This is a genomic window from Actinospineispora spinosispora DSM 44797, assembly GCF_000429025.1.
In the GTDB taxonomy this organism is placed as follows: domain Bacteria; phylum Actinomycetota; class Actinomycetes; order Mycobacteriales; family Pseudonocardiaceae; genus Pseudonocardia; species Pseudonocardia spinosispora.
Genome location: NZ_KE386838.1, coordinates 95,202 through 107,766 on the forward strand (window position 1 = coordinate 95,202; position 12,565 = coordinate 107,766).

Sequence of the window (12,565 nt, forward strand, 5' to 3'; positions counted from 1 at the left end):
GGGTCAGGCCTCCTCAGCCGGCAGCGACGGTTTCGGCGATCTCGTAGGTGTTCAGCGCGGCGCCCTTACGCAGGTTGTCGCCGCACAGGAACAGCTCGAGGGTGTTCGGGAAGTCCAACGCCTGCCGGACCCGTCCCACCCAGGTCGGGTCGCCACCGACGGTCTCCAGCGGCGTCGGCCACTGGCCGGCGGCCGGGTCGTCGCGCAGCACGATCGTGGGCTGCGAGGCGAGCACCGCGCGGGCCTTGTCCGGTGAGACCTCGCTGGCGAACGTCGCGTGCACGGCCAGCGCGTGAGTGGTCACGACCGGAACCCGCACGCAGGTCGCGGACACCTTGAGGTCCGGGATGCCCAGGATCTTGCGCGACTCGTTGCGCACCTTGAGCTCCTCGGACGACCAGCCGTCGTCCTTCACCGAACCGGCCCACGGCACGACGTTCATCGCCAACGGCGCGGGGAACGGCGAGTCGCCACCGAGACCGGCGGCCTCGAGCACCTCCGCGACGTCACCGGCGCGAACCCCGACCTCCTTGCCGGCGAGTGCGGCCTGCTCGGCGTAGAGCCGGTCGATGCCGACCTGGCCGGCACCGGAGGCGGCCTGGTACGACGCCACCACGAGGGCCTGCAGCTCGAACGCGCGGTGCAGGGCACCCATCGCGGCCATCATCGACAGGGTCGTGCAGTTCGGGTTGGCGATGATGCCCTTCGGCCGGTTCGCCGCCTCGGCCGCGTTGACCTCGGGGACCACCAGCGGCACGTCGGGGTCCATCCGGAACGCCCCGGAGTTGTCGACCGCGACCGCTCCGCGTGACGCGGCGATCGGCGCCCACTCGGCGCTGACCTCGTCCGGAACGTCGAACAGCGCGATGTCGACACCGTCGAACACCTCGGGTGCCAGCTCGATCACGGTCAGCTCTTCGCCGCGCACGGTCAGCTTCTTGCCCGCCGAGCGGGCCGAGGCCACCAGCCGGATCTCCGACCACGGCACGGTCTCCCGCGAGTCGATGATGTCGATCATCGTGGAGCCGACCGCGCCGGTCGCCCCTACGATCGCTAGCACTGTCATGACTTACCTGCCCGTCCCGGCATGCACCACTGCCTCTTCGTCGCCGCCCAGCTCGAACGCCTCGTGCAGCGCGCGCACCGCGTCGTTGAGCTGTTCCTCACGGCACAGCACGGAGATTCGAATCTCCGAGGTGTTCATGGTCTCGATGTTGATGCCGGCGCGCGACAGACTTTCGCAGAACAGCGCCGTCACACCGGGGTGGCTGCGCATCCCGGCACCGACCAGCGACACCTTGCCGACGTCGCTGTCGTAGAAGACCTCGTCGAACTGGATGGCCGCCTTGGCCTTCTCCAGCGCGGCGACCGCGGTGGGACCGTCGCTGCGCGGCAGCGTGAACGTGATGTCGGTGCGCCGGTTCGAGGCGTGCGAGATGTTCTGCAGCACCATGTCGATGTTGATCTCGGCGTCGGCGACGGCACGGAAGATCTGCGCGGCGTGCCCGGGGCTGTCCGGAACGCCGGTGACCGTGACCTTGCCCTCCGAGCGGTCGTGCGCGACGCCGGTGATGATCGCCTGTTCCACTGGGATGTCCTCCATCGAGCCCGTGATCAGGGTTCCTGGCTTGTCGTTGTACGACGAACGAACGCGCAGCGGCACGTTGTAGCGGCGCGCGTACTCGACCGCGCGCAGGTGCAGCACCTTCGCGCCACAGGCCGCCATCTCGAGCATTTCCTCGTAGCTGACCGTGTCCAGGTGATGCGCGTCGGGGACGATGCGCGGGTCGGCGGTGTAGATGCCGTCGACGTCGGTGTAGATCTCGCACACGTCGGCCTGCAGCGCGGCGGCGAGCGCCACGGCGGTGGTGTCCGAACCACCCCGACCGAGAGTCGTGATCTCCTTGCTGTCGCCGCTCATCCCCTGGAAGCCGGCGACCAGCACGATCGCGCCTTCCGCGAGCGCGGACTTCAGCCGCCCCGGGTTCACCTCGACGATGCGGGCGTCGCCGTGCTTGGACGTCGTGATCATCCCGGCCTGCGAACCGGTGAACGACCTGGCCTCCGCGCCGAGCGAGTGGATCGCCATCGCGAGCAGAGCGTTGGAGATCCGCTCACCCGAGGTGAGCAGCATGTCCAGCTCTCGCGGTGGTGGAGCGGGGCTGACCTGTTCGGCAAGGTCGATCAGTTCGTCCGTCGTGTCGCCCATCGCCGAAGCGACCACAACGACGTCGTGACCCTCCTTGCGGAACTGGACGATCCGTTCCGCTACCTTCTTGATCCGCTCAGCATCCTGAACAGAGGATCCGCCGTACTTCTGTACGACAAGAGCCACCTGCGACCGCCTCCCAGTTCCCCCGTCGGGCGCGCGGGAACTGCGCCGGCCTGGTGACCAGAGCGCCCCGCGCGGTGTGATCTGTTGCCCCAGCCTACCGAGCTTGTGGCTTCGCACTAGCCTTGATGAGCGAAGCCACAACGCAAAGTGACCGTTGCGAAGGGTGGGCAGAGTGGCGGATGGACAGCGGGCAACCGACGTTGCCTCGGCTGCCGACGCCTCACCGAGCCCGTCGAGCGCCGCAGATTCCGGGCCTGTGACCAGCACAGACGTCGCGAAAACGACTGAGAGTGGCTCAGACCGTCCGCAGTGGGCGGTGCGCGCGCTGCACGCCGCGGCACCGAGCTTGATCTGGTTGTCGGTTCGCCTGATCGGGCTGGGAGTGTTGACCTGGCTCGCTAGGCAGAACGACCAGCAACCGTTCACCAGGCTGACCCGGTGGGACGGCAAGTGGCTCCTGTCGATCGCCGCGAACGGCTACAACGGGGTGCCACTCGGGCTCGTCGACGCGCGCGGCAACCGGACCATGGAGACGCCGCTGGCGTTCTTCCCCGGCTACCCGGTGTCGGTGTCGCTCATGCGGTTCCTCAGCAGCACCGGGCTGGTCCTGTCCGGCCTGCTGGTGTCGCTGATCGCCGGTCTGGTGCTGGCGCACGGGCTCGCGCGGCTCGGCGAGCTCGTGCCCGGCGGCTCCCGCCGCGCCGGGCTGTTGCTGGTCGCGCTGGTCAGCGCCGCGCCGATGGGCGTGGTGTGGAGCATGGCCTACTCGGAGGCGCTGTTCTGCGCGTGCGCGGTGTGGGCGCTGGTCGCGGTGTTGCGCCGCAACTGGGTACTCGCCGGCTGGTGCACGGCGGTCGCCGGTGCGGTCCGCCCGACGGCGGGTGCGCTGCTGGCCGCCGTCGGTCTCGCCGCGCTGGCCGCGATCGTCGCGCGCCGCGACGGTTGGCAGCCGTGGGCGGGCGCACTGCTCGCCCCGTTCGGCCTCGTCGGCTACCTGTGGTTCGTCGGATACCGGACCGGTTCCCCGCTCGGCTGGTTCACCCTGCAGCGACGCGGCTGGAACTCTCGTTTCGACGCGGGCGCCGCCACCTGGAAGTTCACCCGCGAGGTCCTCACCACCGGCCGTTCGGTGCTGGAGGTCGTGACCGTCGCAGTGCTGCTCGCCGCGCTGGTGCTGCTGGTGGTGTGCATCCGGCAGTCCCTGGCGGGTCGGCTGCCGTGGCCGCTGGTGATGTACGCGGTGGGGGTGCTGGTGATGGACCTCGGTTCGAACGGCCTGATGAGCTCGAAGGCCCGCCTGCTGCTGCCGGCCTTCGTGCTGTTCGTCCCGATCGCGCTGGCGCTGGCCCGCCGCCGCCCCGACACGGCGCTGTCGGTCACGGTCGCGGTGACGCTGGCGTCGGCCTGGTTCGGTGGCTACGCGCTGACCGGCTGGCCGTACGCGATCTAGACCCCGTATCGCGCGACCCCGGCCGAGGGTCAGAGGCGGCGCAGGATCTTGGCGACGATCGAGGCGAGGACGATCCAGATGAGCGCCGCGATGCCGTAGTTGACGGTGACCGCGAGCTTCGGTTCGGCCGGGGTGAACAGGTTGTCCAGGCCGAAGTTGAGGCTGTGTGCCCAGTCGGAGATGGTGCCGGTCCACGGGTTGGCGGGGTTGGCCTCGCCGACCACGAAGATGATGTACACGACCAGGATCAGCGCGAGGATCGAGCCGACGAGCTTCACGGCGCTGGCTAACAGTCGCAGACCCTTGCGGGTCGACACCGCGGCGGTGGGCATGGGGCTCCTTCAGATACGGCGGATGAGTCCCCCGAGGACCAGGCCGATGACCAGCCAGATGATCGCTACGGTCGTGTAGTTGACCATCACGGTGATCGTCGGGTCGTCCGGGACCAGGAACAGCTGGCCGAGACCGAAGTCGAGCCGCTCGGCCCAGTGGTTGATCAGGATGGCGACGCTGTTGGCCGGGTTGGCCTTGCCGAGCACCAGCGCGATGTGCGCGACCATGATCAGTGCGATGACCAGGCCGACGACCATGACCAGCGAGCCGAGCTTGCCCAGCGCGCCGCGCACGGTGAACCGGGGCGTCCTGGCCTGCTCGCTGGTCCAGACCTTGACCTCGCCGTCGCCCGTCTGAGAGTCAGAAGCGGACACGACGCACCAGGCCGACCACGATCCCGGTGATCACCAGCCAGACCACGGCCGCGATGCCGTAGTTGACGCCGACCGCGACCTTCGGGTCCTTCGGGGTGAACAGGTCGGTCAGCCCGAGGGAGAACAGGTTCGCGCCGCTACGGATGAACGTGGCGAACGCGTTCGCCTGGTTCGCGTCGAACACCACCAGCAAAATGTGGATCACCAGAATCGCAAAGATGATCATGCCGATCACCCGCAGCACTGTTGCGAGAATCCCCACGCCTCTACGCATCATGCTCCTCTCGGCAACGCTGAACCGGGCACTACTCCAATGGTGGCACGGCCTCCCGTCGAATGGGGGCAAGACCCACCGCCCGAGGGGATAACCGTTAACCGACGGTTGCTTACCCGCGATCATCGGCGTTAGTCTCGTCAACGTGGCACAGCTGCTCCTTCGTCGCCGCGGCGGGGTCTGACCGACCGGCCCCTCGTCGCGGGTTCTGGCGTGCGCCGGTCAAGTCCTTGAACAAGACCACCGCACACCAGAGCAGGAGCACCTTCGAATGACCACGTCTCCGGACGCCTACACGGCCAGCCCCAACAGCAGGCTGCGCAAGCCCGCCGGCCCCATCCCCGCCGGTCAGGCACCGTGGAACCCCCAGCGCACCAGCCAGATGCCGTTCCATCGGTATAAACCGTTCCACGAGTTCGTCGAGCCGGTATCGCTGCCCGACCGCACCTGGCCGGACACCCGCATCACCAAGGCGCCGCTGTGGTGCGCGGTCGACCTGCGGGACGGTAACCAGGCGCTGATCGACCCGATGTCCCCGACCCGCAAGCGGCGCATGTTCGAGCTGCTGGTCAAGATGGGGTACAAGGAGATCGAGGTCGGGTTCCCCTCGGCGAGCCAGACCGACTTCGACTTCGTCAGGGAGATCATCGAGGGCGATCTGATCCCGGACGACGTCACCATCCAGGTGCTGACCCAGGCGCGCTCCGAGCTGATCGAGCGGACCTTCGAGGCGTGTGACGGCGCGCCGCGTGCGGTCGTGCACCTGTACAACTCGACGTCGATCCTGCAGCGCAAGGTCGTGTTCCGGTCCGACCGCGACGGCATCCGCAAGATCGCCACCGACGGTGCGGAAGAGGTCGCGCGGTTCAGCGAGAAGTACCCGACCACCGACTGGAAGTTCCAGTACTCGCCGGAGTCCTACACCGGCACCGAGCTGGAGTACGCGGTCGACGTGTGCAACGCGGTGTCCGCGATCTGGCAGCCGACGCCGACCAACCCGATGATCGTCAACCTGCCCGCGACCGTCGAGATGGCCACCCCGAACGTCTACGCCGACTCCATCGAGTGGATGCACCGGCACCTGGAGCGCCGCGACGGCATCATCCTGAGCCTGCACCCGCACAACGACCGGGGTACCGGCGTCGCGGCGGCCGAGCTGGGCTACCAGGCGGGCGCGGACCGGATCGAGGGCTGCCTGTTCGGCAACGGTGAGCGCACCGGCAACGTCGACCTGGTCACGCTGGGCATGAACCTGTTCAGCCAGGGCATCGACCCGCAGATCGACTTCTCCGACATCGACGAGATCCGCCGCACCGTCGAGTACTGCAACCAGCTGCCGGTGCACGAGCGGCACCCGTGGGGCGGTGACCTGGTCTACACCGCGTTCTCCGGCTCGCACCAGGACGCGATCAACAAGGGTTTCGACGCGATGAAGGTCGACGCCGACGCCGAGGGTGTCGCGGTCGACGACTTCCGCTGGGCGGTTCCGTACCTGCCGATCGACCCGAAGGACATCGGCCGCAACTACGAGGCCGTGATCCGGGTCAACTCGCAGTCCGGCAAGGGCGGCGTCGCGTACGTCATGAAGGCCGAGCACGGGCTGGAGCTGCCGCGCAGGCTGCAGGTCGAGTTCTCCCGGGTCATCCAGCAGGTGACCGACACCGAGGGTGGCGAGGTCCACCCGAAGGACATGCGGGACATCTTCGACAACGAGTACTTCCGGCTGGCCACGCCGCTGCAGCTGGTGCGCCACCGGTTGACCAACGACGGCAACGGCCGGGACGAGATCGTCGCCGTGGTGCGGGTCGAGGACACCGAGCACGAGATCACCGGGTCCGGCAACGGCCCGATCGCGGCGTTCGTCGACGCGCTGGCCGGAGTCGGTTTCGACGTCCGGGTCCTGGACTACCACGAGCACGCGCTCACCGCCGGTGACGACGCCAGGGCCGCCGCCTACGTCGAGTGCGCGGTGGGCGGCGACGTCCTCTGGGGTGTAGGCGTCGACCACTCGATCGTCACGGCGTCCCTGCGCGCGGTCGTCTCCGCGGTGAACCGCGCCAGCCGCTGACCGAAACCCGTGAGTGGCGAGTGGTCCTCTGAGACCACTCGCCACTCACGGGGCGGTGGTCGGGTGGTGCTGCTCGACGAGGGCGTCCAGGCGGGCGGCGTCGATCTTGGTGAAGGCCGCTCGGGGGATCGCCAGCCTCGGACCGGTCTCCAGCTTGATCAGCCACACGTCCGGCCGGGTGTCGATCTTCGCCATGGCGTCCCACCCGATCTTCGTGTCGTTGTGCGCGGTGACGATGCCGATTCCCTCGTCACCGACCTCGTAGAGCCACTTCAGGCCGCCGATCGCCGCGAGCTTGCGCCAGCCCCGGGCGGCGGCGAGCTCGATGGCGAACAGCACGAACACACCGAGGAGCAGCTGGACGACGAACAGCAGCACCGTGCCGACGCCGACCGGTTTGCCCTGCGCGCTGGTGCTGTACATGTCGAGGGCGTGCAGCGCCGCGATGAGCAGGAGCAGCGCTCCCAGGCCCCGGTTGAACCAGAGCCTGCCCCTGGGGGTGGCGGCGACAACCATCCGCCGGTAGGTCAGGCGATCGATCTTGAGTTGACCGGTGAAGTCCACCGTGCTCCCTTGGTCGTCGACGGTGCGCGCTCATTCAACCTCAGGCCCCTGCCACCACGTGTTGGGAACTCGGATGCGCACGCTGATCGTGGTGTGCGAGGCTCCACGAACGGGGTGGGTGGGGGCGCTTGGGAGGGCACGGGGTGAGCCGTTCTACTGGGCTTGGCCTTGCGGTGTTGTCGGCGATCAGCTTCGGCTTGTCCGGCCCGTTCGGGAAGGCATTGATCGACGCCGGCTGGTCGTCCAACGGCGCGTTGCTGGTGCGGGTCGGCGGCTCGACGGTCGTGCTGCTCGCGATCCTCGCCGTGACCCGGCCGGGGGTGCTGGCCTCGATCCGCCGCGACGGTGCGCGCATGGTGCTGTACGGCGCGTTCGCCATCGCCGGCGCCCAGGGCTCGTACTTCAACGCCGTGCGGTACCTGCCGGTGCCGATCGCGCTGCTGCTGGAGTACACCGGGCCGATCCTGGTGATCGGCTGGGTGTGGCTGGTCCGCCGCCAGCCGCCGACCGGACGGACCCTCGCGGGCGGTGCGATCGCGCTGGTCGGACTGACCATGGTGGTCCAGGTGTGGACCGGCGGCGGGCTCGCCTGGCAGGGGCTCGTCTGGGGGTTCTCCGCCGCCGTGTGCCAGTCGGTCTACTTCCTGCTGCCCGACCTGAGCGCGTCCGGCAACGGTGACTCCCCCGGCACGCCGCCGCTCGTGCTCGCCGGGCTGGGCATGGCGATCGGCACCGTGCTGATCACGCTGCTCGGCCTGTTCGGTGTCCTGCCGGTGGTGATCTCGACCGACGTGACGAGCGTGGTGCTGGCCGGGTTCAACGTCGGCTGGGTGTTCACCGCGGCGTTCCTGGTGCTGGTCCCGACCGTGCTCGCGTACACAGCGGGCATCGCGGCGATCGGCCAGATCGGCTCGGCCCGCGCGTCACTGATCGGCCTGCTGGAGGTCGTCACCGCCGCGGTTGCGGCATGGCTCCTGCTGGGCGAGACCCCCACCCCGATCCAGGCGGTGGGCGGAGCCCTGATCCTGGCCGGTGTAGCCCTCACCACCCCGTCCCCCGGCGCCGAACCCGCCGAACCCCTCCCGATGCTGGGTGAGACGACCCGTGAGTGATTTGGGCTGCTGGAGCAGCCCAAATCACTCACGGCATCAGAACAGCGCGCTAGGGGCTGACGGGCCCAGCATTTGTTCGCGGACCAGGGGGATCGGGGGGCCGCCGTAGGACAGGAACTTGTCGTGGAACTCCTTCCACGCTGTTCTGCCGCCGCGGGTGGCCACCCAGTCGTCGCGCAGCTTGCGGATCATCAGCTTGCCCATCGTGTAGTTCAGGTACGCCGGGTCGTAGGTGCCACGTGCCGCCTGCTGGCGCGCGTTGCCCGGGTCCTGATAGGCCTGCTCACGGAACATCTGCTCGCACGTCGCCTGGGTCATGCCCTGGGTGTGCATGCCGATCGCGCACAGGAACCGCACGTCACGCAGCAGCGCCTGGGTGAGCTGCCCGATGTGCGTCTCCGGTGAACCGTTGCCCAGCCCGGCGTCCCACACCATCTCCTCGGTGTAGTGCGCCCAGCCCTCGGCGTAGGCGTAGCCGACGAACAGCTGACCGAACTCGAACGGTGACCGGTTGGCGTGCAGGAACTGCAGGAAGTGCCCGGGCCACACCTCGTGCGCCGAGGTGAACAGCAGGTCGTTCTTGCCCGGGATGTAGGCGTCCTGCTCCTCCTTCGGCCAGGTCGGGTCAGGCGGGGCGATGTAGTAGATCGACGGCATGCCCTTGTCGAACGGACCGGGGATGTCGATGTAGGCCGAGTTGGACCGCATGTACGCGGGCGCCTCCGCGACCTGCGCCTGCTCGGTGCCGGGGATGCTGACCAGGTCCTTGTCGACGACGAACTGGCGCAGCGTGGCGAGCTGGTTGCGCGCCTCGTCGACCACGCCGACGGTCGGCTTGTCGGCGGCCATCGCGGCGAGGCACTGCTCGATCGGCAGACCCGGCTTGTACTGCGCGCAGGCCTGCTTCAACGCGTCCGAGTTGCGTGCCAGATCGGCGCGCCCGACCTGCTCGAGCTCGGCGAGCGACGTCGTGACGCCCTCGGTCATGCGGATCATGTCGGCGAAGCGCTGTGGTCCGAGCGCGAAGTCCTCGGTGCCGGTCGCCAGGTTGCTGTTCAGCCAGTCGGCGAGGCCGCGCATCGCCTGCGCCGCCGGTTCGATCGACGCGCTCAGCTGGGACTTCAGCTCCGGGTCGGTCACCGAGGCGAAGGCCTGCGGCACGTCGGAACGGTAGAAGTCGGCGAGGCCGCCGAAGCCGTCCGCGCCGTACTTGATGAAGCTCTTGGGCATCGGCATGCGCAGGTTCGCCCGGATCTGCTCAGCGGCCTTGGGAACCGCCTGGGCGTACTTCACGAACGCCTTGAGCCGCACGTCCGGCGAGGCGTACGGGCGGCTGAGGTAGGTGTTCGGGTCGAGACCGCCGTCGAGGTAGTAGCCGGGGTTGGTGAACGGCTGCTGCGCGTTCTCCAGCCAGAACAGGTCCCCGTCGATCACCGACGTCAGGTAGCGCTGCTCGAATCGTTGCTGGTCGTTCAGCGTCTCAGGTTTGAACGCCTCGGCCTTCGTGCGCTGCTCGTGCAGCCAGGCCGCGGTCGCCTTGAGACCGTCCGCGCTCCAGTCCGGCAGTTTCCCGTCGAACTCGTGCCTGCCCTGACTGACGGCGAACGGCGGCTGGCGCTGGAAGTAGCCCTCCTGGAACTCCTTCAGCTGGGCAGCCAGCCCGTCAGCGGCTGGCGGTGGTGGTTGGCCCGCTTCCGAGCAACCGGCCACGAGTACCCCCACGGTGAGCAAGATCAGCGTGCGAAGCGCGCGTCTGTGCATCCGGTCATCGTGGCAGCATGATCGACAATCTGTCGAGGGCCGCTTTACCTAGGTAGGTCACCGTGGGTAATTGAGTAGTTTCACAGGCTGTTCGAGGGGCTCCGCGCCCGGTTGACTCATGTCCAGTTGATCGGCGAGACGCGGGGAGTGCGACATGGGTGCAGATGCGGCGTGGGCGACATCGGCGAACTGCCGCGGCGGTGACCCGGAGCGGCTGTTCGTGACCGGTGCCGCGCAGCGTGAGGCCCGCAAGATCTGCCGGGGCTGCCCGGTGCTGACCCAGTGCCTCGCCAAGGCCCTCGACGAACAGCTGGAGTTCGGGGTGTGGGGTGGCAAGACCGAGCGCGAGCGCCGCGCCATCCTGAAGCAGCGCCCCGACGTCTCCTGCTGGTCGACTTTCCTGGCCTCGCAGACCCGTCGGGCCGCCACCGTCACCCAGCTGCCTCGTATGCAGCCTGCCGCGGCGCTCGTCGAGGCCGCCTGACCGCTCGTGAGTGTTGAGTATGGCTATAACCACACGCAACACTCACGAGCTGGAGCTACATGGCTCGGCGGCCGGAGAGGGCGCGGCCCAGGGTCAGCTCGTCGGCGAACTCCAGGTCACCGCCCATCGGCAGGCCGGACGCCAACCGGGACACGGTCAGCCCGGGGAAGTCGCGCAGCAGCCGCAGCAGGTAGGTGGCAGTCGCCTCGCCCTCGGTGTTGGGGTCGGTGGCCACGATGATCTCTTTGATGTCCGTCTCGTCCGGCGCGGGACCGGTGCCGCCGATGCGGGCCACCAGCTGCCGGATTCGCAGCTGGTCGGGGCCGACGCCGGCCAACGGGTCCAGCGCGCCACCGAGGACGTGGTAGCGGCCGCGGAACTCCCTGGTCCGTTCGACCGCGAGCACGTCCTTCGGTTCCTCGACGACGCACAGCAGTGTGGCGTCGCGGCGGGCATCCGAGCAGTAGCGGCAGCGGTCCTTCTCCGAGACGTTGCCGCACACCTCGCAGAAGCGCACGCCGTCCTTGACCTTCTGCAGCACGTCCTGCAGACGGCTGACGTCGGCGGGCTCAGCGGCGAGCAGGTGGAACGCGATGCGCTGTGCGCTCTTCGGTCCGACGCCCGGCAGCCTGCCGAGCTCGTCGATCAGGTCCTGGACCGGCCCCTCGAACACCGGGCGCTAGCCCAGGCCGCCGGGAAGACCCGGAATGTTCAGACCGCCGGCCAGCTCGCCGAGACCGCCGGCGACGCCGCCGAGCTTCTGCTCCTGCAGCTCGTGAGCAGCACGCTCGGCGTCCTGGAACGCGCCGACGATCAGGTCCTGCAGGGTCTCGACGTCGGTCGGGTCGACGACCTTCGGGTCGATGTGCACGCCGCGCAGCTCGCCCGCCGCGGTCCGGGTGATCGTCACCAGACCGCCGCCGGCCTGACCGGTGACCTCGGTCGTGGCGAGCTGCTGCTGGGCCTCGGCCAGCTGCTGCTGCATCATCTGGGCCTGCTGAAGGATCATGCTCATGTCGGGCTGGCCCATCGGTACCTCTCCTCACAGTCCTTGTGGTGCGTCGTCAGCCTAACGCCCGTGGCCCAGCCGGGATGCGAAGCCGTCCAGCATGATCTGCAGTTTCTCGTCGAGCCAGCCCCGGCCGGTCCAGATCGAGGGGTCCATCACCTCGCTGTCCAGCTCCGCGATGCCGGCCAGTGACGTCCGGTGCAGCTCGCGCCGCGACCGGGGGCCGTCCGCCGTGTCGTGCACCTCGTCGAGCTGGCGCATCGCCACCGCGGTGCTCAGGATCAGGTCGTTGATCATGTCCATCGCCAGCACCGAGTCCCTGGACGAGAATCCCGTGGTGTGCAGCGCCTTGGCGTAGCCGAGCATCGCCTCGACCATCGCGGGCGGCGGCATGCTCGGCAGCGCGTTCATCGTCTCGGCCATACCCGGGTGGCGCTGGACGAACGTCCACAGCTGCTCCGCCATGGCGGTCAGCATCGCGCGCCAATCCGGGTCGGGGGACGGCCACGGATGCTCCGAGGCCGCCAGCTCGACGGCGCAGGTCAGCAGGTCGTCGCGGTCGTGCACATATCCGTAGAGCGTCGAGTGGCTGACGCCGAGGCGCTTGGCCACGGCCGGCATCGACACCTGCTCCAGGCCGCGCTCGGCACCCGCCTCGAGTGCTGCGCGGGCGACGTCGCGCCTGGTCAGGGACGGCTTGCGGCCTGTCTTCCTTCCGCCGGCTGCTGTCATCTTGCCAATTGTGGTGGTCGCCTTTCGTGAGTGGCGAGTGGTCCTGTAGCAACCCTGGGCACTCACGAC

Annotated in this window: 14 protein-coding genes; 4 read left to right on the top strand and 10 right to left on the bottom strand. The window is 68.7% G+C overall.

What is annotated here, in order from left to right:
* Positions 1-13: 13 nt before the first annotated feature.
* Together G406_RS0141075 and G406_RS0141080 are read right to left on the bottom strand one after the other, a co-directional pair.
* The gene (locus G406_RS0141075) at positions 14-1,066 is read right to left on the bottom strand and encodes an aspartate-semialdehyde dehydrogenase (RefSeq protein ID WP_028938390.1); all 1,053 of its coding nucleotides are present in this window, start codon (positions 1,064-1,066) and stop codon (positions 14-16) included.
* Positions 1,067-1,069: 3 nt separating this feature from the next.
* A complete protein-coding gene (locus tag G406_RS0141080) occupies positions 1,070-2,335 on the bottom strand; it encodes an aspartate kinase (protein WP_028938391.1) in 1,266 nt (421 codons plus the stop codon).
* Positions 2,336-2,651: 316 nt separating this feature from the next.
* Between G406_RS0141080 and G406_RS0141085 the strand changes: the two genes are divergently transcribed.
* Complete coding sequence (locus G406_RS0141085) at positions 2,652-3,785, top strand: hypothetical protein (protein ID WP_245607408.1); 1,134 nt, start codon at positions 2,652-2,654, stop codon at positions 3,783-3,785.
* Between the two features lie 29 nt (positions 3,786-3,814).
* Here G406_RS0141085 and G406_RS0141090 read toward each other — a convergent pair whose 3' ends face one another.
* The 3 genes from G406_RS0141090 to G406_RS52985 are packed head-to-tail and all read right to left on the bottom strand — an operon-like array spanning position 3,815 to position 4,766.
* The gene (locus G406_RS0141090) at positions 3,815-4,117 is read right to left on the bottom strand and encodes a hypothetical protein (RefSeq protein WP_028938393.1); all 303 of its coding nucleotides are present in this window, start codon (positions 4,115-4,117) and stop codon (positions 3,815-3,817) included.
* 9 nt (positions 4,118-4,126) lie between these two features.
* Positions 4,127-4,492 carry a hypothetical protein gene (locus G406_RS52980; protein WP_028938394.1) on the bottom strand — a complete coding sequence of 122 codons (366 nt, stop codon included), beginning with the start codon at positions 4,490-4,492 and terminating at the stop codon, positions 4,127-4,129.
* On the bottom strand, positions 4,479-4,766 hold the full coding sequence (locus tag G406_RS52985) for a hypothetical protein (RefSeq protein ID WP_245607409.1): 288 nt from the start codon (positions 4,764-4,766) through the stop codon (positions 4,479-4,481). Before G406_RS52985 ends, G406_RS52980 begins: the two co-directional genes overlap by 14 nt.
* 271 nt (positions 4,767-5,037) lie before the next feature.
* Between G406_RS52985 and leuA the strand changes: the two genes are divergently transcribed.
* Positions 5,038-6,834 (top strand): 2-isopropylmalate synthase, encoded by a 1,797-nt coding sequence (gene leuA, locus G406_RS0141105; protein ID WP_028938395.1) that lies wholly within the window; start codon positions 5,038-5,040, stop codon positions 6,832-6,834.
* A 45-nt stretch (positions 6,835-6,879) separates the two neighbouring features.
* Here leuA and G406_RS0141110 read toward each other — a convergent pair whose 3' ends face one another.
* Positions 6,880-7,398, bottom strand: coding sequence for a YcxB family protein (locus G406_RS0141110; protein ID WP_028938396.1), 519 nt, complete (start codon positions 7,396-7,398; stop codon positions 6,880-6,882).
* 143 nt (positions 7,399-7,541) lie between these two features.
* Between G406_RS0141110 and G406_RS0141115 the strand changes: the two genes are divergently transcribed.
* Positions 7,542-8,510: an EamA family transporter gene (locus tag G406_RS0141115; protein WP_028938397.1), complete on the top strand. Its 969-nt coding sequence runs from the start codon at positions 7,542-7,544 to the stop codon at positions 8,508-8,510.
* A 36-nt stretch (positions 8,511-8,546) separates the two neighbouring features.
* Here the strand turns inward: G406_RS0141115 and G406_RS0141120 are convergent, their stop codons facing one another.
* Positions 8,547-10,271 carry a DUF885 domain-containing protein gene (locus G406_RS0141120; protein ID WP_028938398.1) on the bottom strand — a complete coding sequence of 575 codons (1,725 nt, stop codon included), beginning with the start codon at positions 10,269-10,271 and terminating at the stop codon, positions 8,547-8,549.
* 154 nt (positions 10,272-10,425) lie between these two features.
* Here G406_RS0141120 and G406_RS52990 point away from each other — a divergent pair, with 154 nt between their 5' ends.
* On the top strand, positions 10,426-10,755 hold the full coding sequence (locus G406_RS52990) for a WhiB family transcriptional regulator (RefSeq protein WP_051343368.1): 330 nt from the start codon (positions 10,426-10,428) through the stop codon (positions 10,753-10,755).
* A 55-nt stretch (positions 10,756-10,810) separates the two neighbouring features.
* Here G406_RS52990 and recR read toward each other — a convergent pair whose 3' ends face one another.
* The 3 genes from recR to G406_RS0141140 are packed head-to-tail and all read right to left on the bottom strand — an operon-like array spanning position 10,811 to position 12,496.
* The gene (gene recR, locus G406_RS0141130; protein ID WP_028938399.1) at positions 10,811-11,428 is read right to left on the bottom strand and encodes a recombination mediator RecR; all 618 of its coding nucleotides are present in this window, start codon (positions 11,426-11,428) and stop codon (positions 10,811-10,813) included.
* Positions 11,429-11,434: 6 nt separating this feature from the next.
* A complete protein-coding gene (locus tag G406_RS0141135) occupies positions 11,435-11,785 on the bottom strand; it encodes a YbaB/EbfC family nucleoid-associated protein (protein WP_028938400.1) in 351 nt (116 codons plus the stop codon).
* A gap of 39 nt (positions 11,786-11,824) precedes the next feature.
* Entirely contained in the window at positions 11,825-12,496 is a 672-nt protein-coding gene (locus G406_RS0141140; protein WP_037081212.1) for a TetR/AcrR family transcriptional regulator, read from the bottom strand.
* Positions 12,497-12,565 lie beyond the last annotated feature (69 nt).

Bases quoted from the DNA above. Each gene is read 5' to 3' on its own strand.
- G406_RS52990 (WP_051343368.1), top strand. From the start codon at position 10,426: ATGGGTGCAGATGCGGCGTGGGCGACATCGGCGAACTGCCGCGGCGGT.
- G406_RS52985 (WP_245607409.1), bottom strand. From the start codon at position 4,766: ATGCGTAGAGGCGTGGGGATTCTCGCAACAGTGCTGCGGGTGATCGGC.
- leuA (WP_028938395.1), top strand. From the start codon at position 5,038: ATGACCACGTCTCCGGACGCCTACACGGCCAGCCCCAACAGCAGGCTG.
- G406_RS0141075 (WP_028938390.1), bottom strand. From the start codon at position 1,066: ATGACAGTGCTAGCGATCGTAGGGGCGACCGGCGCGGTCGGCTCCACG.
- G406_RS0141120 (WP_028938398.1), bottom strand. From the start codon at position 10,271: ATGCACAGACGCGCGCTTCGCACGCTGATCTTGCTCACCGTGGGGGTA.
- G406_RS0141140 (WP_037081212.1), bottom strand. From the start codon at position 12,496: ATGACAGCAGCCGGCGGAAGGAAGACAGGCCGCAAGCCGTCCCTGACC.
- G406_RS0141090 (WP_028938393.1), bottom strand. From the start codon at position 4,117: ATGCCCACCGCCGCGGTGTCGACCCGCAAGGGTCTGCGACTGTTAGCC.
- G406_RS0141135 (WP_028938400.1), bottom strand. From the start codon at position 11,785: ATGGGCCAGCCCGACATGAGCATGATCCTTCAGCAGGCCCAGATGATG.